This window comes from Tenacibaculum sp. TC6, from assembly GCF_050606265.1.
Lineage (GTDB): Bacteria > Bacteroidota > Bacteroidia > Flavobacteriales > Flavobacteriaceae > Polaribacter.
The window spans coordinates 39,155-64,053 of sequence record NZ_JBOCUK010000002.1 but is presented as its reverse complement, the minus strand read 5'-3'; the positions used below and the strand labels follow the sequence as shown (position 1 = coordinate 64,053).

Sequence of the window (24,899 nt, the reverse complement as noted above, 5' to 3'; positions counted from 1 at the left end):
TTAGTTTTTATAGTTATCTTCTTCTTCCATTAATTCTTTAATTTTTCGATCTTCCCAGTTTTTTCCTAAAAACAAGCTATAGTTATTTACTTCTAAAAAGTGAAAAAACAATCCTATACCCCAACCTATCATTGGAAACCAAAACCAGTGAAACTGAGGTGAAAATTTTAAATTAATAACTATTAAAAACGGAATTACTAAACAATATGATAGTAAGTTTTGGTAAAACTCTTTTAATTTTTCAACACGCTCAACAGCTTTTACATACTTACTATTTTCTAAATTTTGTGTGTCAATTCTCATATCTTTTGTTTTTGTTAACAGTGGTAAACTCACTGTAAATGTTTTGTTATTGTTGGTTATTTTAACACTTTCATCTGTTATCAAACCATACCTATCAGCTATATTTCGTAAACCTACTTTTGTGCTTTTCCCTATAGCTTCTTTAGGATTAATTGTGTTTTGTACCTGTAAAAAACCATCTTGCTCAAAAATGTTTATTTCTAATGGTTTGTTAGAAGAAACCACATTGTGTTTTACAGCATTTTCTAATAATAACTGTAATGAGAGCGGAACTATTTTTAAATCAGGATTACTTATTTCTGTTGGAATGGTAAACTTTACCGCATCTTCAAAACGCATTTGTAACAATTCCATATAGGTTCTGGCAAATTGTAATTCTTCCTGTATAGGAACCAATTCTTTATTTCTTTGCTCTAAAACGTAACGATATACTTTAGATAATTTTGTCGTAAACTTTTCTGCCTGATACGGGTTTTCTCCTATTAAAGAGGTTAAAACATTTAAACTGTTAAATAAAAAATGTGGATCTATTTGATTTTTTAAGGTTTCAAACTTAGCCGTTTCTGTTTTAGCTACAATTTGTTGTTGAGTTGTTTCTTTAGCCGCTGCTTTTTTCCAAGCTAACATAAAATCTTTGGCATGAAAAAACGAAGCAATTCCTAATGATAAATTAATAGCGAATAAGTGAATCCAAATAAATTTTCCTGAAAAAAATGAGCCTATCGTATACTTTAACACTACAATATATTGAATGTAATGAATTAGTAATACGGCAAAAATTGTATATACAATAGTTGCTATAATACCCGCCGTAGCTCTTTTATTGGTTTCGGTAACCCAACTCCATTTTAAACTCAAATAATCATTAATAAGACCATTGCCCATACCTAAAATAAACGAATACATTCCTGAGAATAAAAACACAAGCCCTATACCTTTTATAGAAAACTCTTGATTAATTATGGTAAAAACAGCTCCGAATACCAAGGTCATTTTTAAACAAACCCATAAGTCTTTCTTAAACCTTTCCATAAAAGTTGTACTCTCTGTATTCATTATATTCAGTCTTAAAATCTAATTTCTAAAGATACATCTTTATTAACAACCGTAAACTTTGCATCCATATATACCGGAGGGCCAAAATTCATAACATTATTTGAAGCTCCATAATCCTCTAACGGCATCCCGTTGGGTTGAAAATCCATTTTTTTATTTTCATTTTTGTCATGATAACAAACAACGGCATACTCACCCGGTAGTACATTTTCAAATACTACTAAACTCTTTCCTTGAGAAATTTTAGAAGATTTACTTTGAAGAGGTTTCATTAAAAAACCTTCTTTATCATATAAAGCAAAATTTACCGTTCCGGTATCTGAGGTAGCATTAACAACTTCTACTGTTATGGATTGACTTTGTGCCGAAACCATTTTTACAGCTAAAAAAGCAATCAATACAAAGGTGTTTACTAAAAGTTTCATTGGTTATCTATTTTTAAAATTAATTACACAGCAAATATCTTTCAGTACTGTTAACTTTTAAATTAAAAGGAACCGAATTGTATTTTTTTAAAGATGAATTGTTACTTCTTAAGAAAATCGAAAAAAAAATAGGTTATCATGTAACGTTTTTTATTTTTGAGCTACTTATTTATTGTCAACTGGAACTAAACTTAGTGCAAAAGGAACTCGAAAATAGATTTTTAACAGATTTTGAAACCAATCAAAATATTGTGCATAAAGTATGTAGAATATACACTACAAACCCTGATGCTCATAATGATTTGTTTCAGGAAATAACCATCCAACTTTGGAAAAACTATGATAAGTTTAGAGGAGATGCCAAGTTTAGTACTTGGATGTACAGAGTAGCTTTAAATACCGCTATTTCTTTATATAGAAAATCAACCAAGGCTGTAAAAACACAAGACATTAGTGACTTTGCTTACAAAATACAGTCTAATGAGTATGATGATACTGAAGAACAGCAATTAAAAGATTTATATAAAGCTATACATAAATTAAGTGATATTGATAAAGCGCTCATCTTTTTATATCTGGAAGATAAATCGTACAAAGATATTGCCGACACTTTAGGTATTAGTGAGGTAAATGCCAGAGTAAAGATGAATAGAGCAAAAGATAAATTAAAAAAAATATTGACCCCGTAACAGCCGTATGGACGCATTAGATAAATATAAAAAAGTATGGGATAGCCAGCCAGATGATACAAATAAGGTATCTAAAGCTGATATTTATAAAATGTCCCGTTCAAAATCATCTTCTATTGTAAAGTGGATCTTTATTATTGGCTTATTAGAGCTTATAGTTCCTTTTACTATGTATTTATTTTGTGACTTAGATGAATTAAACAATAATTATAAAAAACTTGGCATTGAAAATTACGCTTTGTATTCTCAAATCATTTTATACCCAATTATTGTTGTTTTTATCTATCTGTTTTATAAGAATTACAGAAGTATTTCTTCTACCGATACAACCAAGGAGTTGATGAACAAAATTTTAAAAACAAGAAAAACAGTTAGAAACTATATCTTCTTAAACTTGTTTTACGCTTTTATAACACTCGTAACAGTTATCATAGCAACTGTTAATATTCAAATGTCACATTTAAGCACAAAAAGCATTGTAATAACGGTAATTGCTGCGTTATTTTTAGGAGCTTTATTTATAGGTTTTTTATGGCTAGTATATCAATTATTATACGGAATTCTTCTTAGAAAACTTAACAAGAATTATAAAGACCTAGCCAAATTAGACGAGTTAAACTAAAACAAAAAGAGAGCAGTTAAAAAACTGCTCTCTTTTTAGTTATTATCTAATATTCTTTTAATTCTTTTATCAACGTTGTTAGCATTTCCTCTGTAAAATCTAAATGCGTTACTATTCTTAGCTTTCCCTCTCCCATTGAGATTAGCAAAATATTTTTTGCTGCCATTTTTTTCATAAACTCATCGGGGTTAATAGTATCCTTTACATAAAAAATAATAATGTTTGTTTCAATAGGTTCAACTTTTTTAACATAAGAACACGTTTCTAAAACTTCTCCAATTTTTTTAGCTTTCAAATGGTCTTCTGCTAGTCTTTCTACATGATGATCTAACGCGTATATTCCTGCTGCAGCTAAATATCCTGCTTGTCTCATTCCGCCTCCAAACAATTTTCTAACTCTTAACGCTTGTTCTATATGCTTTTTGCTTCCTAATAAAATAGAGCCTACCGGAGCTCCTAATCCTTTAGACAGGCAAATAGAAATGGTATCGAACAATTCACCATATTGTTTAGGGGTTTCATTTTTAGCTACTAAAGCATTAAATAACCTAGCTCCGTCTAAATGATATGCTAACTCATTTCTTTCAGCTACCTCTTTTATTTTAACCAGTTCCTCAAAATCCCAACACGCACCACCACCTTTATTTGTGGTATTCTCAATACACACCAATCTATTAAAAGGGGTGTGAATATCATTCCTTCCTGTTACCAAACTTTCCAATTGAGTAGCTGTAAACATCCCTCTACTACCATCAATTAAACACGAAGTTACACCGGCATTAAAAGCTGCTCCACCTCCTTCATAATTATATACATGCGCCCATTTATCACAAAACATTCTATCTCCCGGATGTGTATGAATTTTTATAGCCGTTTGATTTGCCATAGTTCCGGAAGGAAAAAACAACGCATCTTCCATTCCAAACATAGCCGCTGCTTTTTCTTGTAATGCATTAACTGTTGGGTCGGCTTTAAAAACATCATCACCAACTTCAGCATTCATCATGGCTTTTAACATTCCTTCAGTTGGTTTGGTAACCGTGTCACTTATTAAATTAATTTTCATTGAGTTTAAAATTTTATCATTTTACAAAAAGTTGATAAACACAGCTGTTTTCTTTCTTTTTGTAAATTCATATAAAAATAGTGTATTTAAATAAATTAATTAAGGGTTCCTATAGGAGAACCATCTGGTATTTTTGGTGCTTTTTCTCTTTTAAAATCTTTAGGATTTTTTTTATAATCTGTAATCATTTTCACATAAAGCATATCTGTAGTTGTTAATTTTTTAGCGGCTTTTAAAGCTATTTCATTAATCGTTTCATCAACAATAGCTTTTGCCTGAGGATATATTGAATCATCTGACGCTAATGAAAATATAGCTTCTAATGTTTCTTTTTTTACTATTTCATGAAGTCCTTGTAAATACCCATCTTCATATTTTTTATCAAACGTTGTTTTAATCAGTTCTTTAAAAAGCTCTTCAGCTCCTAATTGATTTTTATCTACACTTTTATATAGTATCAATCTGTTTATTCTTTCAGGATGCAGTAAAAAGTCAAGTGTAAACTCGGTTGCCGTTTCAACAGCTCCAAAATAATCAAAAGCTACGCCCACTTTGCTTTTAAAACTTTCTCTGGTTCTGGCATAACCATACGCACGAGGAGGAAATAAACCTAGCTTATTTTTAGGAATTGCTATTTCATGTACATCCAATGTTTTTAACAATACCTGTAATGCTTTTCGTTCTATAGCTCCTTCTATATTTTTAACCACCAATTCTTTCTGTCCTTTAACAGCATAGGTATAATCTAAACCACCAATAAGCTTTGAAACAGCTTCTGTTTGGTAACGATGAAAAAAGTACAAAGGAACAAACACATCTTCTAAAACAGAGTAAGGCTCATTGTATTTAATATTGTCTATTGAAAAATTTTGAATAGCCAGTTTTCTTATGCGTAAAATATTTTCAAGTTCCTCTACTATATTTTCTCCATTATCCCATAAATGGGCATAGGCATGAGCACTTCCTTTAGGTCGTGCATCTTCATCTGTAATAAAACGCAATCCTTTAGCAAAAGCATTTTCAAGAATTTGATTAAGTTCTTTTTCTTCTTTTTTATGTTTTGGGAAGTCTTGGTATGCGTAGGCTACCGTTACTTTATCCCATTCTCCTATTTGCGTATCATAGGCTTGGGTAAAGTCAATTTTATTGTTCTTAATTGTTAGTTTAGGATGTGGATAATCCATCACAGAAGCTCTGTTATGAGTACTCGCAGCAAAATTATGCGCAAACCCTAATGTGTGACCTATTTCATGAGCAGACAACTGCCTGATTCTTGCCAAAGCCATTTCCAAAGCAACCGTTTCATTTGCCGTAGCATTTGTATAAGGAGCCTGCAGTGCTTGTGCTATTAAAAAATCTTGTCGGATACGCAAAGAGCCTAAACTTACATGTCCTTTAATAATCTCACCCGTTCTCGGATCTGAAATACTTCCTCCGTAACTCCAACCACGAGTAGAACGATGTACCCATTGAATCATATTGTAACGCACATCTAAAGGATCAGCACCTTCAGGTAACATTGCAACCTGAAAAGCATTCTTATATCCCGCAGCTTCAAAAGCCTGATTCCACCAGCTACCTCCTTCCAGTAAAGCTGATCTGATAGGCTCCGGTGTTCCTCTGTCTAAATAATAAACAATAGGTTCTTTAGCCTCACTAAGTGTAGCTTCAGGGTTTTTCTTTTCTAACCTATGACGATAAATAAATCGTTTTTGTATAGGCTCATTTACAGGCGTGGCATAGTCCATATAGGTCATTTGCCATGAACCACAACGAGGATCGTATTTTCTTGGTGTATAACCATTATCCGGTAATTCAACAAACGAATGGTGTTGATGTACCGTTACTAATGAAGCATTCGGGGCTACACTTGCCACTTCATTTCCTTTAGGCTTTCCTTTAAATGTGAGCATTACATCAAATTCAACATTCTTCGGAAAAGCTTTGGTTCTTTCTAAATGTATAGCACTTTTGGTTTTATCTAACTGATAATTTCCTTGCTGACTTTGTGATAATCTGTTAGCCACTCCGTGTGCATCTTTCATAAAAAAATCAGTTGCATCAACCAAATACACACCGTTATACGTTTCTTTAATAATAAACCCGTATAGTACCGATTTAGCAAAGGCTTCTTCAACAGATTTTCTCTCTTCTTCATTACGGGTAACTGCCCTGTAATTTTGGTTGGGTTGTATTAATAATAACTTATTTCCTGCCTTTGTAAATTTTACCACTACTCCGTCTCCCAACTGTCCTCTGTCTAAACCTATATCATTAGATCCGAGTCCTTCTGACAATGAATGAACATACAAAAACTCTGTATTTAGTTTATTTACTTCTAAAAATAGTTTATCAGAAGTTTCATCATAATAAAAATTAAAATAGCCTTGGTATTTGGTAATTCCTTCTTTTCCTTTTAAAAATTGTGAAAAACCGGGTATAGAAAATCCTAGAAAAAGAATATAAATGGTTAGTTTTTTCATGTGTTTGTTTTTATTGCTTTTGATAGTCGCAAGCTCCCTTCAATATTTAAAATATTTCCATAAAAATAGAAAAATACTCTTGCTTATTTTTACAGCTTCTCTGTTCAATCCTAAATTTTAACTTATTTTTGTGTCAATTATGATTACACAAGAACATTTAAAAAATATATCAGACCGCGTAAAAAAGCTGAAAGAATACTTAGAAATAGATAAAAAACTCATTGAAATTTCTAACGAAGAAGAAAAAACTGCCGACCCAGATTTTTGGAACCACCCTAAAGAGGCAGAGAGTGTGATGAAATCTCTGAGGTTTAAGAAAAAATGGGTAGACGATTACAATGCTATTGTTACTTTAAATGAAGATCTTTCGGTTTTATATGATTTTTATAAGGAAGGTGATGTTGCCGAAGAGGAAGTTGAGGAGCATTACCAAAAAACCATTTCTTATCTTGAAGATACGGAGTTTAAAAATATGCTTTCTGAAGAAGGTGACAACCTAAGTGCCGTTATTCAAATAACTGCCGGAGCCGGAGGAACAGAAAGTTGTGATTGGACAGAAATGTTAATGCGTATGTACTCTATGTGGGCAGAGAAACAAGGGTACAAAATAAAAACCTTAAACTACCAGGAAGGTGATGTAGCCGGTATAAAAACAGTAACTCTTGAGTTTGAAGGTGATTACGCTTTTGGTTGGTTAAAAGGTGAAAACGGTGTGCATAGATTGGTGCGTATTTCTCCTTTTGATAGCAATGCTAAACGTCACACCTCATTCTCTTCCGTATATGTATATCCGGTAGCAGACGATTCTATTGAAATTGATATTAACCCTGCTGATATTGAAATAACAACAGCTCGTTCTAGTGGTGCCGGTGGTCAGAACGTAAACAAAGTAGAAACAAAAGTTCAGTTATACCACAAACCAACCGGAATTCAAATTCAGTGTTCTATTTCACGTTCACAGCATGATAACAGGGCTACCGCTTTACAAATGTTAAAATCTCAGTTATATGAAATTGAGCTTCAAAAACGTTTAGCGGCTCGTGCAGATATTGAGGCTAATAAATTAAAAAATGAATGGGGAAGCCAAATTCGTAATTATGTTATGCATCCTTATAAATTGGTAAAAGATGTTAGAACAACCCATGAAACCGGAAATGTAGATGCAGTTATGAATGGTGAGATTAACCCGTTTTTAAAAGCTTATTTAATGATGATGGGGCAAAAGGAAAAAGAAAACTCTTAATTTTTAAACTGAAAACCTTAGCGTAATGATTAAAATATTTCACAATAACAGATGTAGTAAATCCAGATGCGGTGTTGAAATTCTTGAAAATTCCGGAAAAGATTTTGAAATCATCAACTATTTGCAAACCCCTCCCAATAAAGAGGAGTTAAAAGATATTATTAAGTTGCTTGGTATTGCTCCTATTGAGTTGGTTAGAAAGAACGAGCAAATCTGGAAAGATGCTTATAAAGATAAAAATCTTTCTGATGATGAAGTTATTGAGGCGATGATTGAAAACCCTAAACTTATAGAGCGTCCTATTGTAATTAACGGTAAAAAAGCGGTTATTGGCCGCCCACCGGAAACTATTAAAGAAATTATATAACTACTATTTTTAAAAGCTCTCTATAAACGAGAGCTTTATTTTTTAACAGTTTTTTACAACTAAAACATTAGTTATTAACCTGTATATTGTTAACTTCGCCTAGAAATCAAATATTTAAGTACTATGAAAAAACTTTTTTTAGCAATTTCCATTGCTGCAAGCATTTCCTTAACCGCACAAAATCAGCAAACAAAGCCTGCTTCTCCTCAGAAAGGAAGTTTAGCTTCTATGGAAATTCCTACCGACCCTTCTGTTAAAATAGGAAAACTATCTAATGGGTTAACCTACTATATACAACAGAACCCAAAACCTGCCAATAAAGTAGAACTTCGATTGGCTATTAATGCCGGTTCTATTTTAGAAGATGATGACCAATTAGGGTTAGCACACTTCATGGAACACATGAACTTTAACGGAACTAAAAACTTTAAGAAGAATGAATTGGTAGATTATTTACAATCTATCGGAGTAAAATTCGGAGCGCACCTAAATGCCTATACCGGTTTTGATCAAACGGTTTATATCTTACCTATTCCTAGTGATGATGAAACTAAATTAGAAAAAGGTTTCCAAATTATTGAAGACTGGGCGCATGGTGCTTTACTTACCGGTAAAGATATTGATGATGAACGCGGTGTTGTACTGGAAGAGTACCGCTCTCGTAGAGGTGCCGATAGCAGAATGCTAGAAAAATACCTTCCGGTTATTATGCACGGATCAAAGTATGCAGAAAGATTACCTATTGGTACAGAACATAACCTTAAAACTTTTAAACATGAAAGTTTAAGACGTTTTTACAAAGATTGGTATCGTCCGGATTTAATGGCGGTTATTGCAGTAGGTGATGTAGATGTAGCCACTTTAGAGCAAAAAATAAAAGATCATTTTGAAAAAATTCCTGCTGCTCATAAACCTAGAGAACGAAAAGTAGCTCCTATGAAAAACCATCAGGAAACTTTTATTGCTATTGAAGCCGATAAAGAAGCTCCTTTTTCAAGAGTTCAATTACTATATAAAGATCACGACAATGCGCAACCGGAAGTATCTATTCGCGATTACAGACAGTCAATCATTGAGTCGTTATTTTCTCAAATGCTTAATAACCGATTAGATGAGTTACGTAATAGTGAAAACCCTCCTTTTGTATATGGTTTCAGTTATCATGGTGGTACGTTGGCCAGAGATAAAAATGCCTATCAGTCTACCGCAGGTACAAGTGCTGACGGACAGTTAAGAGGTTTAGAAGCTTTATTAGAAGAAAGTGAACGAGTAAAACGTTATGGTTTTCAGGAAGGAGAGTTTGAAAGAGCTAAAAAGAACATTGTAGCCAGAATAGAAAAAGCATTTAAAGATAAAGACAAAAGAGAGTCCGGAAGAATTGTGGGGGCGTATATTAATAATTTTTTAGAGCAAAGTCCTATACCTAGTATCGATTGGGAATACAAAGCACACTTAAGATTGTTACCTACCATTACTTTAGAAGAGGTAAATAAATTAATCAACAGTTACTTACATGACGATAACCGAGTGGTTGTAATTACCGGACCTAAAAAAGTAGTTACTAAAGAACAAGTTATCAATGCTTTAAACGGGGTAAAACAAAAGGAATTAAAACCTTATGAAGATAAGGTGGTAGCTACCTCTTTAATGGCAAAAACACCTGCTCCGGGTTCTATTGTTGCTACGTCTAAAAATGCCCAATTAGGCACCACTACTTTAACGTTAAGCAACGGTGCCAAAGTAACCTACAAAAAAACCGATTTTAAAAACGATGAGATTTTATTTGATGCCTTTAGTTTTGGAGGAAACTCGTTGTACTCTGATGCCGATTTAAAAGCAACTGCCTTTGCTAACGGTGCTTTAAATGAAGCGGGGATTAACGGCTATTCAAAAGTTGATTTATCTAAAATGTTATCCGGTAAAATTGTAAATGTAAGTCCTTATATTTCCGGTTTAAGTGAAGGATTTAGAGGAGCTACTACGCCAAAAAACCTGGAAGATTTATTCCAAATGGTACATTTATACTTTACCTCATTAAACAAAGATGAAAAAGCATTTGCTTCGTATGTAAACAAACAAAAAAGTTTCTTAGGTAACTTATTGGCAAGTCCTAATTTTTACTTTCAAAAAGAAATGGGTGATTATATGAATCATGGAAATCCTCGTTATTCAGGGTTCCCTTCACCTGAAGCTTATGAAAAAGCAGATTATAATTTAGCGTACAAAAAATACCAAGAGCGTTTTGCAGATGCCGGAGATTTTCATTTCTATTTCGTAGGTAATATAGATGAAACTAAGTTACAAGAGTTTTCTAGTACTTATTTAGCAAGTTTACCGGGTAAAAACTCAAAAGAGACTTTCAAAGTACATGATTTCAGACCTTTATCAGGTTCACACTCTAAAACTGTAGCTAAAGGAAAAGATCCTAAAAGTAGTGTTCAAATTATTTACCAAGGAAATGCTGACTATGACGATAAAGAAGCTTTAGCTTTTAGCAGTTTAGGTGATATTGTAAGTATTAAGCTTACTGAAAAACTACGTGAACAAGAAGGTGGTGTATATTCTTCAAGAACACGTGGTACCATTTCTAAACTACCTTATGGTTGGTATAATTTTACTATTTCATTTCCTTGTGCTCCTGAAAATGTAGAAAAATTAAAGACTATTTCTGTAAACGAAGTTGCTTCTATAGTAAAAAACGGACCTACAGAAGAGGATTTATCTAAAGCTAAAAAAGCAATGATAGCAGATTACAAAGAGGATTTAAAGAAGAATCGTTTTTGGTTACGCACGCTTAGAAACATTGACTTTTATGGTAACAACCCTACAGATGTATCAACATTTGAAAACAGAGTAAACGCGCTTACCGTAAAAGACATTCAAAAAGTAGCAAAGAAATATTTAACTAACGGATATATTTTAGGAGTTTTAAATCCTGAGAACTAATAGCTATTTCCGCCACATAATAAAAATTCCCTGTTTAGGCTAGCTTAAACAGGGAATTTTGTTAGTTCTAATTATAAATCACATTATTACTTTTGAAGTTCTAAAAGTTCTATAGCTTTTTTTAATTCTTCTTGAAGTTCATCATACCCAATCACTCGTCCTATACTACTTAATTCAAGAAAATGCATTCTAAGGTTTTGGTATAAAGTTTCTTTTATCTGATTTTTTAACTGGTTTATTTCCTTGGTTTGCTCCATATCATCCAGTTGTTTATATAATTTTAAAATATCGGTATTCATCATGGCTATAAGTTTAAATCTTTATTAGGGTGTACACCCAATTTTCATTTTTAAAAATAAGACCGTCACTGCGAAGCAAACACTTTTGCTGTGGCAGTCTCTTTTTATCCAGAGATTACTTTAGTCGTTACCACTTCTTTGTAATAACCCAAAAGGAAATTGGTCGTACATCTTTTTTATACTATTTTTCAAAAATATACTTTTTTTACTATAATTCTTAGTTACTTCTGTATATATACTTGTTATCTTTTACTCTTAACTCTTTTAACACCTTATTTAGTAGCCTACGGCAACTATTTATAAAAACTTTAACACCTACCACGAAAACAACCTACTGATTTTCAAAGAATAATATGTACTTTGTAGCGTCTTGAAAAAGCAAAAATCATATTACTATGAAAATTATCACTCCTATTTTAGAGAAATATCGCAAAGGCGATGTAGCACAGTACTTTTACAATGTACTTGAAATTATAACTGAAGACAGAGCTACTACTTTACAAATAGCCAATCAACGAAGTGCTTTAGCCACTACTATGGATAGCTTTAAAACCAATTGGCAACAAGTAAAAGGTAGTGAGTTAACTCCTCAAATAGCTGAACTGGATGCACAACGTGATTCTAGTTATATAGGGTTAAAACTTACGGTAGAAACTTGGGCAAGTAATCATTTTGATGATAGCTTAAAAAATGCTGCTTTTTTAATAGCCGATAAACTAGCTACGTATGGAACTAAAATCCAAGCATTACGCTACCAAGAAGAAACGGCTACCTTAAATGCTATTATTAATGATTTAGAAACGGATTTAGCTCCACAGGTAACTCAATTAGGACTTACCGATTGGGTAGCGCAATTAAAAAACTTAAATACGTCTTTTAATGAAAAATATGTGTTACGTGCACAAGATTTATCTACAGAACAAGACGGATTGGTTGCTGAAATTCGTATACAGGCTACTAACGAGTTTAAGTTGTTAAAAGATTTATTTGTAGCCAGAGGTACGATTGCTATAGAAGACGCACAAGATAATGCCGCTCTTTTTACCACCGTTGCCAATGAATGGAATACCTTAACAGAGCAATACAATGCTTCTGTATTAAGAAATACCGTAAGCACCGGTACACCTACCGATACTACAGAAGAACCAACTACAGAAGCTCCTTCTGAATCGGAATAATATAATTTTTAATTACGAATTATACATTCTTAAAATTATGTACATCAGATTCTTGACCTTATTTTACACAAAGACTGATATACTTTTTTACAAAAACTTTTAGTTAATCATACTTTTTCAAGACCTAACACCGCAGAAGCGGTGTTTTTTTTGTGTAGAGAATGAAACTATTCAATAAAGTGTGTAGTCGAGTGCAATCGAGGCCCAAAACCGTCCTGCCACGGGTGGGAAACTCTCGGCGGTTCCCGAAACCGTCCTGCCACGGGTGGGAAGCTCTCGGCATTCCCCGAAACCATCCTACCACGGGTGGGAAGCTTTTGGCATTCCCCGAAACCGTCCTGCCACCGGTGGGAAGCTTTCGGCAGTTCCCGAAACCGTCCTGCCACGGGTGGGAAGCTCTCGGCGGTTCCCGAAACCGCCCTGCCACCGGTGGGAAGCTTTCGGCTGTTCCCGAAACGGTGCTGACGTGGTCAGGAATCTTTCGGTGGTTCCCGAAACTGTGCTACCATGGGTGGGAAGCTCTTGGCTGTTCCCGAAACCGTCCTGCCATGGGTGGAAAGTTTTAGGGGATTTCTAAAAGTGGTATTAATACAGTCTGTATATTCTTTTTAGAAATTATTCATCAACCCTATCTAATGGCTCATTTTTCATAAATGCCTCAAAGGCACCAACAGGAGCAAAATCAATATTTATAATTGAATAATTATCTTTCAATCTCCATAAACGAACAGAGTCAGTTCCTTTTTTTTCTAACCATTCACGTGTAACCTCCTTACGTTCCTTAAAAATAACCAGAAAGAGTTTAATTCACACTCCCCTTTAAACATAAAAAATCAATTAATAACAATTATTTATACTACATCCTATATAATAGATTCTTTTTATTTTATAAGTATCAAAACAATAATCAAGGATTAAAAATATAATCTTTTTAAATAAAAATTAGAAAATTCACTTTTTGCATTATATTAAATTCAACTTATTTTAATTTTCTAGTCTTAGAATATTAAATTTCACAATAGTTTCACAATTTTCACAACATATAGAATCTCCTTGATTAACAATTAAATTGTAAACATTTATTTCATCATTACAAACTGGACAATTTAAAAAATCAATAAAATTCAAAACAATCGGAGGTTCTAAAACAGTCTTTACCTCTTGATAAAATATATTTCCCATTTATATTATATTTATTTAACTGATATCAGAAGTTATATAATACTCTTTCGTAACTCCTGTACTTTTTATTACTTCTTTGAACTTTAGATTATTAATTGGATTTTCAATAGTTAAAAACCTTGGAATATCATTTAAATTCAAAACCAAAGTAATAATATAATCAGTTTTGTACTCATTAGCTTTAATATATTCTTTTTCAGTTAATCTAAATCGTCCCTTTTGTTCTCTAATTCCTTTAATCTCTATCAGAAAAGATTTTTCTTCTACATCTAATTGGAAATCATATCCATCACCATATAATCTTGCGTCAAAGAGTTTTCCATCTTTAAAAATATCTAGTGAATTATAATTGTTGATAAAATACAACTCTGCCTCTAATCCTGTTTCTTGGATTTTTTTATATCGAGATTTCATAATTGGCTTTACCGAATCAATTATACCTTTTACCTTATATTTTTCCTTTAAAAACAATTTTACAATATTGGAAAATCCTATAACATCTTCATTACCGAACAAACTATCGATTACTAATTTTCTATGAAGATAAACATCTCCTTTTTGCCACCATCCTTTTCTTTTATTTGGAAAAAAGGGATCAAATAAATCCATTCTATTTTTTACTACTCCTGTAGTTTCTGCAATACCTATCTCAACAAAATACTTGTAAAAAGAATCTTTATACTTATATCCAAATTGCTCAATAAAACTGTTATCAAACTTAGCTAAACCATATCCTAACAAATTTAGAATTTCATAGTTCTCATGTTTATTTTTGGTATTCTTCATAAACAAAAATTGTTTTTATAACTTCTATAATGAATTACTCTTAACTTTTCTACTCCCCCAACACCTTATCAAAATAAGCAATTACTTTGGTTAGTCCTTCTTCTAAACCCACTTTAGGTTGCCAATCATTCAATAGTTGTTTTGCCAAAGTAATATCCGGTTGGCGTTGCATTGGGTCGTCTTCCGGTAAAGGTTTAAAAATAATTTTTGACGAAGAATTGGTCAGCCTTATAACCTCATTTGCCAGTTCTAGCATAGAATATTCTAACGGATTTCCAATGTTTACAGGGCCTGTAATTGACTCAGGAGTATGCATCATTCGTACCATTCCTTCAATTAAATCATCTACATACTGGAAACTTCGGGTTTGTAATCCATTACCGTAAATGGTTATATCTTCCCCCTTTAAGGCTTGTACTATAAAGTTTGAGATTACTCTACCATCATTCGTATTCATACGGGTACCGTAGGTATTAAAAATACGTATGATTTTAATACGAACGTTGTTTTGTTTGTGGTAGTTGATGAATAATGATTCTGCACAACGTTTTCCTTCATCATAACAAGAACGCAAACCAATAGGGTTTACATTTCCCCAATAGCTTTCCGGTTGCGGGTGTATTTTTGGGTCGCCATACACTTCACTGGTAGAGGCTTGTAATATTTTAGCATTTACACGCTTTGCCAATCCTAACATATTGGTAGCTCCTACTACCGACGTTTTGATCGTTTTTATAGGATCATACTGATAATGTATGGGAGATGCCGGGCATGCTAAATTGTATATCTCATCAATTTCTGCATAATAGGGCTCGGTAACATCATGACGAACTAACTCAAAAAAAGGATTGTCCATCAAGTGCAAAATATTTTTCTTACTTCCTGTAAAATAATTGTCTAAACAAATTACTTCATTTCCCTCATGCAATAGTCGCTCACATAAGTGTGAACCTATAAAACCAGCTCCTCCGGTAACTAATATTTTTTTCAATGTAGAATTATTTTCACCAAAAATAAGAACTATAAAACAATTATCAATATTCAGGTGTCAATAATCAATGTTCAATTATCAGTGTTCTGTAATCAATGAACAATAGAGATTACCAAATTGATAATTCATAATTCATAATTCGGATGTACGACAAATTTCCTTTCGGTCATTACGAAGGAGTAGTAACGACTGAAGTAATCTCTTGATAAAAAGAGACTGCCAAAGCAAAAGCTTTTGCTTCGCAGTGACGGTCTTGTTTTTAAAAACGGAAATTTGTCGTACACCCCATAATTCTTATAACTAATTCTTTTTGAAAAAATACGTTGGGTAGTGCTCTTCCGGGTTTCTTTTTAATACTCGAATATAAAAGGTAGATTGTAAAAAGGCGATTCCGTAACCAAAAAACTGAATACATACAGCGTATATTGATAATGCGCCTACTTTGATACTTTTATTTAATATAGTTGAATGTATAAATAACATGCCCAAATACGCCAATAACGGATACAAATACATCATATTTCTACTAATAATAGCTCCAAGAACTGAGGCTACTGTGAACAGTACAAACAGCGTAGGAAACCAAAAGGTAATTTTTTTAGTTTCCGGATGCCAACGGGTAAGTATAGGCCTAACGGTACCAAACTTTTTTACCTGTGTATAAAACTTATCCCAAGAAATTCTTCGCTTATGATATACATGGGCATTGGGTAAAAAAGTGGTTTTAAAACCTGCCTTTACAATTCTTTGAGATAAATCAGGATCTTCTCCCGGGTGTATTCTTGAAAAGCCTTGCGTTAATTCAAAGGCTTTCTTAGAGATTCCCATATTAAAACTACGGGGTTCAAATTTCTGAACTTTGGTTTTTCCTCCTCTGATACCTCCGGTGGTAAAAAAGGAAGTCATTACGTAGTTAATTGCTTTTTGCAAGGGAGTGAAACTTTCATGTGCCGCATCTGCCCCACCAAAACAATCTACATAGTTTTTTTCTAAAAATGCGGCTATGGTTGATAGGTATTGAGGTGGTAGAATAACATCAGAATCTAAAATAATAAAGTAGTTCCCGGCAGCTTTTTTCATACCGTAGTTTCTGGAATCACCGGGACCTGAATTTTGTTTATACAGGTAAGTGATTGCCAATTGATTTTGGTAATTCTTAACAATGTCTTCTGAAGATTCACTAGAACCATCTTCAACAATTACAATTTCATAGGCTTGCTTATAATCTTGTTTGGTAAGACTTTCTAACAGCTCATCAATTTCATTAGGTCTATTGTAAACAGGTACTATAATTGATAATGATACACTCATTGTTATTTTCTAAGCTATAATTTGACTCTCTTGCGCTGTTTTTATTCTTTTGGCTATTCCGTTCCAAAGATTAATTCTTTTTTCTAAAGAAGCTTTTGCATAATACAGCACATCGTTCCATTTTTGCTCATCGGTTCCGCATAACTCTTCTATCATTTGTAAAGATAAAGGTCCGTGCTCATCACCATCTAATTCAATATGTCGGTTTAAATAATAGGTAAGTTTACCGTAATCTACCTTTTCTTTGGCTTCTGTACGTTTTACAATTTCTAAAAACATATCCGGTATTACATCTTCTCTACCAAAGGTAAAACCGGAAGCTATAATATGAGGTTGTTGGGTATGAATTATTTCAAAGGTAAATGAAACAAAATCTTTAGTTTCCGGAGCTATAGAAAGCGTATTTAAGATATCGTTAATATCATCTCCATCAATAACTTTAGAGATAAAAGCTGCTATTTCTGAGGTATTTGCTTGTGTTTGTTGCATAGCATCTATATACATTTCAAAATGGCTTTTAGGCTCTCCTAATTCATTTATATCGGTTTCTTCTCCCAGTACTATTTCATTGATAAAACGAGCCGTTTTAGCATTTAACACTGGTACCCAAGGCACCTTTACACAGGTTAATTTTTGTTGTAATGCTTTTAGTAAAGACATAAAATCCCATACAGCAAAAACATGCTCTTCCATAAATAGTTGCACATCTTTAATATCTTTTAATAAAGTGTACAATTCATGTTCTTTTAACTCTTTTCTTAAAGATGCTAAGGCTTGTTCTGTTATTAAAATACGGTTCATGGTAAACTATTTTCCAATAAAAAATGCAAATCTAAGGATTTGCATTTTATCTTATTGTATTATTCTTGGTATTGAAGTTATTTATTCTTCTGTAAATTTACTCATTACAGCGTCACTTACTCCCATATTTGAGAATCCGCCATCATGGAATAAATTTTGTAACGTTACCTTTTTTGTTAAGTCAGAGAATAACGAAATGGTATAGTCTGCACATTCTAACGCAGTCGCATTTCCTAATGGTGACATTTTATCTGCATACGAAATAAATCCGTCAAATCCTTTTACTCCACTTCCGGCTGTTGTTGGAGTTGGTGATTGAGAAATGGTGTTTACACGTACTTTATGGTCACGTCCGAAGAAATACCCGAAACTACGAGCAATAGACTCTAAATAGGCTTTATTATCTGCCATATCATTATAATCAGGAAATACTCTTTGTGCTGCCATATAGGTTAAAGCTACAATACTTCCCCACTCGTTCATTGCATTTTTATTATACAACACATTCATGGTTTTATGAAACGATAATGCTGAAACATCTGCTCCTTTTTGTGTAAAATCGTAATTAGAGTTTGTATAATGAATTCCTTTACGCACGTTAACAGACATACCGATAGAGTGTAAAACAAAATCAATTTTACCTCCTAAAATTTCCATTGATTTTTCAACTAAGTTGTTTAAATCATCCATAGAAGTTGCATCAGCCGGAATTACTTGTGAACCTGTTTTTTCAGCTAAGGCTTTAATTTCTCCCATACGCATTGCAATAGGCGCATTGGTTAATACGAATTCAGCTCCTTCTTCATGAGCTCTTTCAGCTACTTTCCATGCTATTGAATGCTCATTTAAAGCTCCAAAAATAATTCCTTTTTTACCTTTTAATAAATTATACATGTTCTAGTTATTTGTTTTATTCGTTTATTAATTTTAATTTTTGCAACAAACTCATCTTTCCTCTTACTCTGTTTACAGATGCATACAGTTCGTCTAAAAATTTATTATTTAGTGTTTTCTTTACAGCTAATTTATAGTGTTTATAGGCCAACATAAAATTACCTTTTAACTCATATGCTTGTGCCATTTTATTATAAATGGTAGCCTTATCAGCTATTGTACTATTAATAGCTTTCGTGCCAAAGGTAATCATTTCATCATAAAGGTTCATATCTATTAACAGATATGCATAATTAGCATATACTGCGTAATAATCCGGAGCATATTTAAGAGCTAACTCAAAATGTGTTTTAGCTTTGGTAAAATTATTAAACTTCACATTATACATCCAACCTAAATGATTGTGTGCTCTGCCGTAATCAGGAAACTCACTTAAAAGTTCCAATAGGAGCTCTTTAGCTTCTGTAATTTTATTTTCTTCAATTAGCTGGTCGGCCTCATAAAATAAATTTTCTGCTTTATCTTCACTCATAGCTTTTATTTTTAGTTTAATAATTCTTTGGCATGTAGTAATGCACTTTCTGAAAAATCTTTTCCGCTTAACATTTCAGCAATTTCAGCAACTCTTTCATCATACGTTAATAGTTTAAGGTTAGAGGTAGTTACTCCGTTTTCTTCTCCTTTATATACTTTGTAGTGTTGCTGTCCTCTTGAGGCTATTTGAGGTAAATGTGTAATGGTTATTACCTGCATGTTACTTCCCATATCGTTCATAATAGCGGCAATTTTATTAGACACCTCTCCTGAAACTCCTGTATCTATTTCATCAAAAATAATAGTTGGTAGCTGTATATTTTTAGAAAGAATATTTTTAATAGACAACATGATTCTTGATAATTCTCCTCCGGATGCTACCTTTTTTAACTCACCAAAGTTACCTCCTTTATTGGCTGAAAATAAAAAGGTAAGTTCATCTTTTCCGTTGGTCGTAAAATGTTCGTTGGGTGTAACTTCAATTAAAAACTGTGCATTAGACATTCCTAATTCCGACAGTAAATACATTAAGTCTTTTTGAAGTACTGGAATTGCTTTTTGCCTTCCGGCAGTGATAGTACCGGCTAATTCATCTAATTTTCCTTCAACTTCTTTTATTTCGGCTTCTTTCTTTGCTATTTGCTCTCCGGCCCCTTCAACTTGCGCTACTTTTTCTGCTAATTCGGCATGAATGTGTTGCAATTCTTCAATAGTTGAAACCGTATGCTTTTTTTGCAGGTTATAAATCAGTTGTAAACGATCATTGAGTTCTTCTATTTCGTAAGGATTAAAATCTACCTTTTCATTTTCTTCTTCTAACTCAGAAACAATATCATCTAACTCAATTTTAACGCTGGTTATTCTTGCATGTAGCTCTTCATACTCTTTAGAATAAGAACTTATTTTTTGCAATCTGTTTTCTAAAGAATTAAGCTGGGTTTGTATGCCTATTTCTTCACTGATAACCAATTGCAAGCTTTCTGATAAATTTTGTTTTATCTCTTCAATATTGTTAAGCTTTTCAAGCTTTTCTTCTAAGGTTTCCTGCTCCCCTACTTGCAATTTTACTTCTTCCAGTTCATTAAATAAATGCAAGTTATATTCATATTGCTCGGTAGATTTTTGAGCGTCTTCTTGCATTTCTTTTAATTCTCTTTTTAAGGAGTTATATTTTTTAAGTCCTCTTCGGTAAGAAGCTACTTTTGCCTGATTTTTAGCCAGTGCATCTAAAATAGCATATTGAAATTCTACATCAGACAACTGTAAGGTTTGATGCTGTGAATGAATATCTATTAACTTTGTTTTTAAAGCAGATAATACGGATAAGGTTACCGGAGTATCATTTACAAAGGCTCTGGATTTCCCGGAAGGTAAAATTTCTCTTCTTATGATGGTTTGTTCTTCATAATCAACATCCAATTCTTCAAAAGCTTCTTGTAATCCGTATCCTTTTATAGAAAATTGAGCTTCTATAACACACTTTTTTTCAGTGTCTTTTAAGGATGTTAAATCTGCACGATTTCCCATTACCAATCCTAAAGCTCCTAATAAAATAGACTTTCCGGCCCCGGTTTCTCCGGTTATTATAGATAATCCTTTGGTAAAATCAATCGATAATTGATTGATTAACGCATAGTTATGTATTGATAAATGTGTAAGCAAATTCTAACTCTTTGAAAGGAATAAAAGTAAGAATTTTGGCTGAATTAACTTATGTTAAATGCCAAGGAAGTTTACTTAATTTTTTCCCATTTATTTTCATACGTAGGGGCTATCTTTTGTAACACCGTTAGCATTTTTTGCTGATTTTTTGTCGGCCTTCCGTCAGAAAAAACATTCACTATTTCATCTGCTTTAGCATCTAAAAAAATTCGAATCATATAGTTACCTACTGTAATGTTGTGTAGTTTATCTAATTCAATAACATTTTTTTCAATCTCTTCTTTTGCCTGATCTGCTTCGGTAGCAAACGTGTCAAATCCATTTCTATGGTAATTGTAATAAATACTACGCAAAACAGCAAATTTTGGAGATAACAGGTTATCTATTAACGCAAACCTGTTTTGTTTTCCTATTTGGTTTTGCCATCCGCTTTCACCGTTAGATTGCGCTTGTAACATGGCATTTTCAGCTTGCTTAAAATAATCTTCTCCTCCTTTTTCTGCAAAAGTGTCTGCATCTACTCCAATAATAACATATACGTAAAAAGCAATCATTGACACTAGATTAGAATCGTAAACGTTAGGAGTGTATAATAAAGGATCAAACTCGTTATACTTAAAATTAAAGTTTGTATCGTTTATATTTAAAATAGGAGTTGCATACGATGAATTAAAAACCGGACGTGTGGCTTGTATTTGTAGGCTTGCAGAAAAGTTATTTCCTGCCTGTTCATTTACAATAATGGTAAAAGCACAGTTAATACGTTCTTGTACTTTAAACGTTTTATTGGTCCACTGTTTTTGGTTAATAAATTCTGTTAAAGCCTTTTGCAGTGTTGTATATACCTGCTTATTGGAACTTTGGATTTTTTCTGTATTTATAGTTACTAAAGCATTTAACTCTTGTGATGAAACTGAAAGTATTGTAGTAAATACAAATAGTAGAAAGAAAATCTTACGCATGTAACTTATGTATTATTTCGTTAATTATATCTTTAGACACCTCACTTTTAGACTTTAATTCAAATTCTTTTTGGTTAAAATCAGCATCAATAATAGTAATTTTATTTGTATCTGTAGCAAAACCAGCTCCTTTATCTCTTAATGAATTTAATACAATTAAATCTAAATTCTTTCGCTCAATTTTACTTTTAGCATTTTCTAACTCGTTATTGGTTTCTAATGCAAAGCCTACTAATAATTGATGTTTTTTGTTTTCTCCTAATGATTTTAATATATCTTTTGTAGGTTCTAACTCAATAGTTAACGCTGTATCCTTCTTTTTTATTTTCTGGTTAGCCACATTTTTTGGTCGGTAATCTGCCACTGCTGCTGATAAAATGGCCACATCAACCTCAGCGTAATAGGTATGACATGCTTGGTACATATCTTCTGCTGATTTTACATCTACTCTATGAATAAGGGAGTGTGTGGCTTTTTGAAATGAAGGCCCTGATATTAAAATAACTTCTGCGCCTAAGTTAGCGGCAGTTTTAGCTATTTCAAAGCCCATTTTTCCTGAAGAATGATTTCCTATAAAACGAACAGGGTCTATAGCTTCATAAGTTGGACCTGCTGTTATTAATATTTTTTTTCCTCGTAAAGGTAGTTTAGAGGCTATATCTTTTTCAATAAATTCAACAATGTCTTCCGGTTCAGCCATTCTTCCTTCTCCTACTAAGCCACTGGCTAATTCACCTGAGGTTGCCGGAATCATACAGTTTCCGAAACTTTGTAAAGCTTCTAAACTATTTTTTGTAGAAGGATGTTTATACATATCTAAATCCATAGCTGGCGCAAAATACACCGGGCATTTTGCAGACAAATAGGTTGCCAGTACTAAATTGTCACAAGTACCGTTTGTCATTTTAGATAAAGTATTGGCTGTTGCCGGGGCAATTAGCATAATATCTGCCCATAGTCCTAACTCAACATGATTATTCCATAATTCATTTTCTTCATCTTTTTCATAAAAGGTAGAATGAACCGGATTTTTAGATAGTGTTGATAAGGTAAGTGGTGTTATAAAATCTTTAGACGCAGGAGTCATAATTACTTTGACTTCTGCGCCTGATTTTATAAATAAGCGGACTAAGTGTGCCGTTTTGTAAGCGGCAATTCCTGCAGTTACAGCTAATAAGACTTTCTTACCGCTTAGTACAGACATATTATTCCGCGTCTGGTGTTCTGAAATATACTTTTCCTTCTAACCACTCTTCTACTGCAATAGCATGTGGCTTAGGTAAACGTTCATAGAATTTAGAAACTTCTATTTGCTCTTTGTTTTCAAAAACTTCCTCTAAACTGTCATTATAAGTAGCAAATTCATCTAACTTATCTACTAACTCTTTCTTTAAATCAGAATTAATTTGAGTAGCTCTTTTAGCTATAATTGAGATAGCTTCGTAGATGTTCTCTGTTGGAGTTTCGATAGCTGCTTTATCATAAGTAACAGTACTTACAGGTGCTTTCGTTTCTTTATAATCCATTTTTTAACTTTTAACTAATTGTTCTTGTTCCTTTTGTAATGCTGATAACATTTTATCAGAATCTTCCTTGTATTTAGATTGCGGGAAATTTCGTTGTAACTTCTCGTAAGCTTTTATAGCTTCTTCAATTCTTTCCCCTTTTCTTCTAAAGGTACTTTTCATAGCAAAATCATGCGCTGCTTTTAATCGGTAGTACAAGGCTTCTTCTTTAAAGCTTGTTCCTAAATAATCTGATAATAAATTATCAAAAGCAACAATGGCTGCTTTGTAATTTCTAGGATCATAATCGGCAGTTCTATAATATGTTTTTGCTATTTCAAATGCTTTCTTTTCTAACTTATATCTAAGTTCTCCGTAGTATTTGTTAGCTTCTGCTAATCTATCAGAATCCGGAAACTTATCAATAAATCCTTGAAAAGCTTCTAAGGCTTTATTGGTATCTGTAGGATCTAAACTAAATCTTGGTGCTGCTTTATAGTAACTTAATGCAGATAAAAATGCTGCTTCTTCTACTTTAGAGCTTTTTGGGTAGTTCTTAGCAAATCTATCAAAATAATACCCTGCTAAACTGTAGTTTTTAACATTAAAATTAGCTTGTGAAACCATAAACTGAATACGTTCCATTTGAGGTTTACCTCTATAAGAAGGGGTTATTTTTTCAAATAAACGTAAGGCTTTACTGTATTTTTGAGATTCATACATTTTTACGGCCATTTTGTACTGGTCTTCTACGGTACCTTTGTTTAATACTTTTTGATATTCACTACATGAAATAAACATCAAAAGCATTACTAATATATACGCTAATTTTTTATTTTTTTGCATCTGGCAAAATTAAGGATTAATTATGGATTATTAAAAAGATTTTTTAAACCTGTTTTTTAGTGCAATAAACCATAAAATCTGTTATAAAAACTACAAAGAACTACTAAATGTTTGTTAATGTTATTGTGGTTTTTCTGCTGCTTTTCCTACTAATTGTTTTACATCATTATCAAACAAATACAATCCGCCTTTATCATCTCCTATTAAGTTAATCTTGTCTAAAATTGTTCTAGCTAAGGCTTCTTCTTCTATTTGCTCAGATACATACCATTGTAAAAAGTTATGAGTTGCATAATCTCTTTCTTCTAAGGTAATATGTACTAAATCGTTAATTGATTGTGACACCATTACTTCATGATCAAACAACGTTTGAAACATATCTTTAAATGAACCAAATTCTGTTGGAGGTGCTGTTAGGTCAGATATACGTGCATGTCCTCCGCGCTCATTTATAAATTTTACCAATTTAAGCATGTGCATTCTCTCTTCATCTGAATGTGCATACATAAACTGAGCTACTCCTTCAAATCCTTGTACTTCTGCCCAACAAGCCATTGACAGGTAAATTTGAGAGGACTCTGCTTCTATTCTGATTTGTTTATTTAGCGCTTCTTCTATTTTTTTTGGTAACATAAATGGGTGATTATTTTTAAAATGCAAAGATGCTAAAAAAATGCTTAGATGAAAAGTAAATACTATACTCAACTGTTATAAAAAGTATGTTGTCAATTAAAAATGTATCTATATT

At 32.7% G+C, this 24,899-nt stretch carries 23 protein-coding genes; 6 read left to right on the top strand and 17 right to left on the bottom strand.

Annotated features, from left to right (window positions below; translation table 11 throughout):
• Together ACQY1Q_RS01835 and ACQY1Q_RS01830 are read right to left on the bottom strand one after the other, a co-directional pair.
• A complete protein-coding gene (locus ACQY1Q_RS01835; protein ID WP_431003577.1) occupies positions 1-1,359 on the bottom strand; it encodes a 2TM domain-containing protein in 1,359 nt (452 codons plus the stop codon).
• Between the two features lie 11 nt (positions 1,360-1,370).
• Entirely contained in the window at positions 1,371-1,784 is a 414-nt protein-coding gene (locus tag ACQY1Q_RS01830; RefSeq protein WP_431003576.1) for a DUF2141 domain-containing protein, read from the bottom strand.
• 194 nt (positions 1,785-1,978) lie between these two features.
• On the opposite strand from ACQY1Q_RS01830, the gene ACQY1Q_RS01825 reads away from it, so the two are divergent.
• Positions 1,979-2,473, top strand: a complete 495-nt coding sequence (locus tag ACQY1Q_RS01825) for an RNA polymerase sigma factor (RefSeq protein WP_431003575.1) — start codon at positions 1,979-1,981, stop codon at positions 2,471-2,473.
• Positions 2,474-2,480: 7 nt separating this feature from the next.
• Positions 2,481-3,095 (top strand): hypothetical protein, encoded by a 615-nt coding sequence (locus tag ACQY1Q_RS01820; RefSeq protein WP_431003574.1) that lies wholly within the window; start codon positions 2,481-2,483, stop codon positions 3,093-3,095.
• Positions 3,096-3,141: 46 nt separating this feature from the next.
• Here ACQY1Q_RS01820 and ACQY1Q_RS01815 read toward each other — a convergent pair whose 3' ends face one another.
• Positions 3,142-4,161, bottom strand: coding sequence for a threonine aldolase family protein (locus tag ACQY1Q_RS01815; RefSeq protein WP_431003573.1), 1,020 nt, complete (start codon positions 4,159-4,161; stop codon positions 3,142-3,144).
• A gap of 95 nt (positions 4,162-4,256) precedes the next feature.
• On the bottom strand, positions 4,257-6,644 hold the full coding sequence (locus tag ACQY1Q_RS01810; protein WP_431003572.1) for a zinc-dependent metalloprotease: 2,388 nt from the start codon (positions 6,642-6,644) through the stop codon (positions 4,257-4,259).
• Between the two features lie 139 nt (positions 6,645-6,783).
• On the opposite strand from ACQY1Q_RS01810, the gene prfB reads away from it, so the two are divergent.
• The 3 genes from prfB to ACQY1Q_RS01795 all read left to right on the top strand — a co-directional run bounded on the left by prfB (position 6,784) and on the right by ACQY1Q_RS01795 (position 11,200).
• The gene (prfB, locus tag ACQY1Q_RS01805; RefSeq protein ID WP_431003571.1) at positions 6,784-7,887 is read left to right on the top strand and encodes a peptide chain release factor 2; all 1,104 of its coding nucleotides are present in this window, start codon (positions 6,784-6,786) and stop codon (positions 7,885-7,887) included.
• Positions 7,888-7,912: 25 nt separating this feature from the next.
• Complete coding sequence (gene arsC / locus ACQY1Q_RS01800) at positions 7,913-8,254, top strand: arsenate reductase (glutaredoxin) (RefSeq protein WP_431003570.1); 342 nt, start codon at positions 7,913-7,915, stop codon at positions 8,252-8,254.
• 123 nt (positions 8,255-8,377) lie between these two features.
• Positions 8,378-11,200, top strand: coding sequence for a M16 family metallopeptidase (locus ACQY1Q_RS01795; protein ID WP_431003569.1), 2,823 nt, complete (start codon positions 8,378-8,380; stop codon positions 11,198-11,200).
• 86 nt (positions 11,201-11,286) lie between these two features.
• Here the strand turns inward: ACQY1Q_RS01795 and ACQY1Q_RS01790 are convergent, their stop codons facing one another.
• Entirely contained in the window at positions 11,287-11,502 is a 216-nt protein-coding gene (locus tag ACQY1Q_RS01790) for a hypothetical protein (protein ID WP_431003568.1), read from the bottom strand.
• Between the two features lie 392 nt (positions 11,503-11,894).
• Here ACQY1Q_RS01790 and ACQY1Q_RS01785 point away from each other — a divergent pair, with 392 nt between their 5' ends.
• Positions 11,895-12,677, top strand: coding sequence for a DUF6261 family protein (locus ACQY1Q_RS01785; RefSeq protein WP_431003567.1), 783 nt, complete (start codon positions 11,895-11,897; stop codon positions 12,675-12,677).
• A gap of 1,197 nt (positions 12,678-13,874) precedes the next feature.
• On the opposite strand, the gene ACQY1Q_RS01780 is transcribed toward ACQY1Q_RS01785, so the two are convergent.
• From ACQY1Q_RS01780 to ACQY1Q_RS01725, 12 genes are all read right to left on the bottom strand, one after another.
• Complete coding sequence (locus tag ACQY1Q_RS01780; protein WP_431003566.1) at positions 13,875-14,645, bottom strand: DUF3883 domain-containing protein; 771 nt, start codon at positions 14,643-14,645, stop codon at positions 13,875-13,877.
• Between the two features lie 49 nt (positions 14,646-14,694).
• Positions 14,695-15,636, bottom strand: a complete 942-nt coding sequence (locus ACQY1Q_RS01775; RefSeq protein WP_431003565.1) for a UDP-glucuronic acid decarboxylase family protein — start codon at positions 15,634-15,636, stop codon at positions 14,695-14,697.
• 300 nt (positions 15,637-15,936) lie between these two features.
• A complete protein-coding gene (locus ACQY1Q_RS01770; protein ID WP_431003564.1) occupies positions 15,937-16,947 on the bottom strand; it encodes a glycosyltransferase in 1,011 nt (336 codons plus the stop codon).
• A gap of 9 nt (positions 16,948-16,956) precedes the next feature.
• Positions 16,957-17,748: a DUF3050 domain-containing protein gene (locus ACQY1Q_RS01765; RefSeq protein WP_431003563.1), complete on the bottom strand. Its 792-nt coding sequence runs from the start codon at positions 17,746-17,748 to the stop codon at positions 16,957-16,959.
• An 81-nt stretch (positions 17,749-17,829) separates the two neighbouring features.
• Entirely contained in the window at positions 17,830-18,642 is an 813-nt protein-coding gene (locus tag ACQY1Q_RS01760; protein ID WP_431003562.1) for an enoyl-ACP reductase FabI, read from the bottom strand.
• Positions 18,643-18,658: 16 nt separating this feature from the next.
• On the bottom strand, positions 18,659-19,174 hold the full coding sequence (locus ACQY1Q_RS01755; protein WP_431003561.1) for a hypothetical protein: 516 nt from the start codon (positions 19,172-19,174) through the stop codon (positions 18,659-18,661).
• 11 nt (positions 19,175-19,185) lie between these two features.
• Positions 19,186-20,838 carry a DNA repair protein RecN gene (gene recN, locus ACQY1Q_RS01750; protein WP_431003560.1) on the bottom strand — a complete coding sequence of 551 codons (1,653 nt, stop codon included), beginning with the start codon at positions 20,836-20,838 and terminating at the stop codon, positions 19,186-19,188.
• A gap of 71 nt (positions 20,839-20,909) precedes the next feature.
• Entirely contained in the window at positions 20,910-21,800 is an 891-nt protein-coding gene (locus ACQY1Q_RS01745; RefSeq protein WP_431003559.1) for a DUF4835 family protein, read from the bottom strand.
• A complete protein-coding gene (gene coaBC / locus ACQY1Q_RS01740) occupies positions 21,793-23,004 on the bottom strand; it encodes a bifunctional phosphopantothenoylcysteine decarboxylase/phosphopantothenate--cysteine ligase CoaBC (RefSeq protein ID WP_431003558.1) in 1,212 nt (403 codons plus the stop codon). The genes ACQY1Q_RS01745 and coaBC overlap by 8 nt, the downstream gene beginning before the upstream one ends.
• A gap of 1 nt (position 23,005) precedes the next feature.
• On the bottom strand, positions 23,006-23,326 hold the full coding sequence (locus ACQY1Q_RS01735) for a DNA-directed RNA polymerase subunit omega (RefSeq protein WP_431003557.1): 321 nt from the start codon (positions 23,324-23,326) through the stop codon (positions 23,006-23,008).
• Positions 23,327-23,329: 3 nt separating this feature from the next.
• Positions 23,330-24,151 carry an outer membrane protein assembly factor BamD gene (locus ACQY1Q_RS01730; RefSeq protein ID WP_431003556.1) on the bottom strand — a complete coding sequence of 274 codons (822 nt, stop codon included), beginning with the start codon at positions 24,149-24,151 and terminating at the stop codon, positions 23,330-23,332.
• Between the two features lie 120 nt (positions 24,152-24,271).
• On the bottom strand, positions 24,272-24,784 hold the full coding sequence (locus ACQY1Q_RS01725; protein WP_431003555.1) for a ferritin: 513 nt from the start codon (positions 24,782-24,784) through the stop codon (positions 24,272-24,274).
• Positions 24,785-24,899: the final 115 nt, after the last annotated feature.

Bases quoted from the DNA above. Each gene is read 5' to 3' on its own strand.
- ACQY1Q_RS01790 (WP_431003568.1), bottom strand. From the start codon at position 11,502: ATGATGAATACCGATATTTTAAAATTATATAAACAACTGGATGATATG.
- ACQY1Q_RS01730 (WP_431003556.1), bottom strand. From the start codon at position 24,151: ATGCAAAAAAATAAAAAATTAGCGTATATATTAGTAATGCTTTTGATG.
- prfB (WP_431003571.1), top strand. From the start codon at position 6,784: ATGATTACACAAGAACATTTAAAAAATATATCAGACCGCGTAAAAAAG.
- ACQY1Q_RS01735 (WP_431003557.1), bottom strand. From the start codon at position 23,326: ATGGATTATAAAGAAACGAAAGCACCTGTAAGTACTGTTACTTATGAT.
- ACQY1Q_RS01815 (WP_431003573.1), bottom strand. From the start codon at position 4,161: ATGAAAATTAATTTAATAAGTGACACGGTTACCAAACCAACTGAAGGA.
- ACQY1Q_RS01760 (WP_431003562.1), bottom strand. From the start codon at position 18,642: ATGTATAATTTATTAAAAGGTAAAAAAGGAATTATTTTTGGAGCTTTA.
- ACQY1Q_RS01835 (WP_431003577.1), bottom strand. From the start codon at position 1,359: ATGAATACAGAGAGTACAACTTTTATGGAAAGGTTTAAGAAAGACTTA.
- coaBC (WP_431003558.1), bottom strand. From the start codon at position 23,004: ATGTCTGTACTAAGCGGTAAGAAAGTCTTATTAGCTGTAACTGCAGGA.
- ACQY1Q_RS01830 (WP_431003576.1), bottom strand. From the start codon at position 1,784: ATGAAACTTTTAGTAAACACCTTTGTATTGATTGCTTTTTTAGCTGTA.
- ACQY1Q_RS01745 (WP_431003559.1), bottom strand. From the start codon at position 21,800: ATGCGTAAGATTTTCTTTCTACTATTTGTATTTACTACAATACTTTCA.
- ACQY1Q_RS01725 (WP_431003555.1), bottom strand. From the start codon at position 24,784: ATGTTACCAAAAAAAATAGAAGAAGCGCTAAATAAACAAATCAGAATA.
- arsC (WP_431003570.1), top strand. From the start codon at position 7,913: ATGATTAAAATATTTCACAATAACAGATGTAGTAAATCCAGATGCGGT.
- ACQY1Q_RS01785 (WP_431003567.1), top strand. From the start codon at position 11,895: ATGAAAATTATCACTCCTATTTTAGAGAAATATCGCAAAGGCGATGTA.
- ACQY1Q_RS01770 (WP_431003564.1), bottom strand. From the start codon at position 16,947: ATGAGTGTATCATTATCAATTATAGTACCTGTTTACAATAGACCTAAT.
- ACQY1Q_RS01765 (WP_431003563.1), bottom strand. From the start codon at position 17,748: ATGAACCGTATTTTAATAACAGAACAAGCCTTAGCATCTTTAAGAAAA.
- ACQY1Q_RS01795 (WP_431003569.1), top strand. From the start codon at position 8,378: ATGAAAAAACTTTTTTTAGCAATTTCCATTGCTGCAAGCATTTCCTTA.
- ACQY1Q_RS01820 (WP_431003574.1), top strand. From the start codon at position 2,481: ATGGACGCATTAGATAAATATAAAAAAGTATGGGATAGCCAGCCAGAT.
- ACQY1Q_RS01810 (WP_431003572.1), bottom strand. From the start codon at position 6,644: ATGAAAAAACTAACCATTTATATTCTTTTTCTAGGATTTTCTATACCC.
- ACQY1Q_RS01755 (WP_431003561.1), bottom strand. From the start codon at position 19,174: ATGAGTGAAGATAAAGCAGAAAATTTATTTTATGAGGCCGACCAGCTA.
- ACQY1Q_RS01780 (WP_431003566.1), bottom strand. From the start codon at position 14,645: ATGAAGAATACCAAAAATAAACATGAGAACTATGAAATTCTAAATTTG.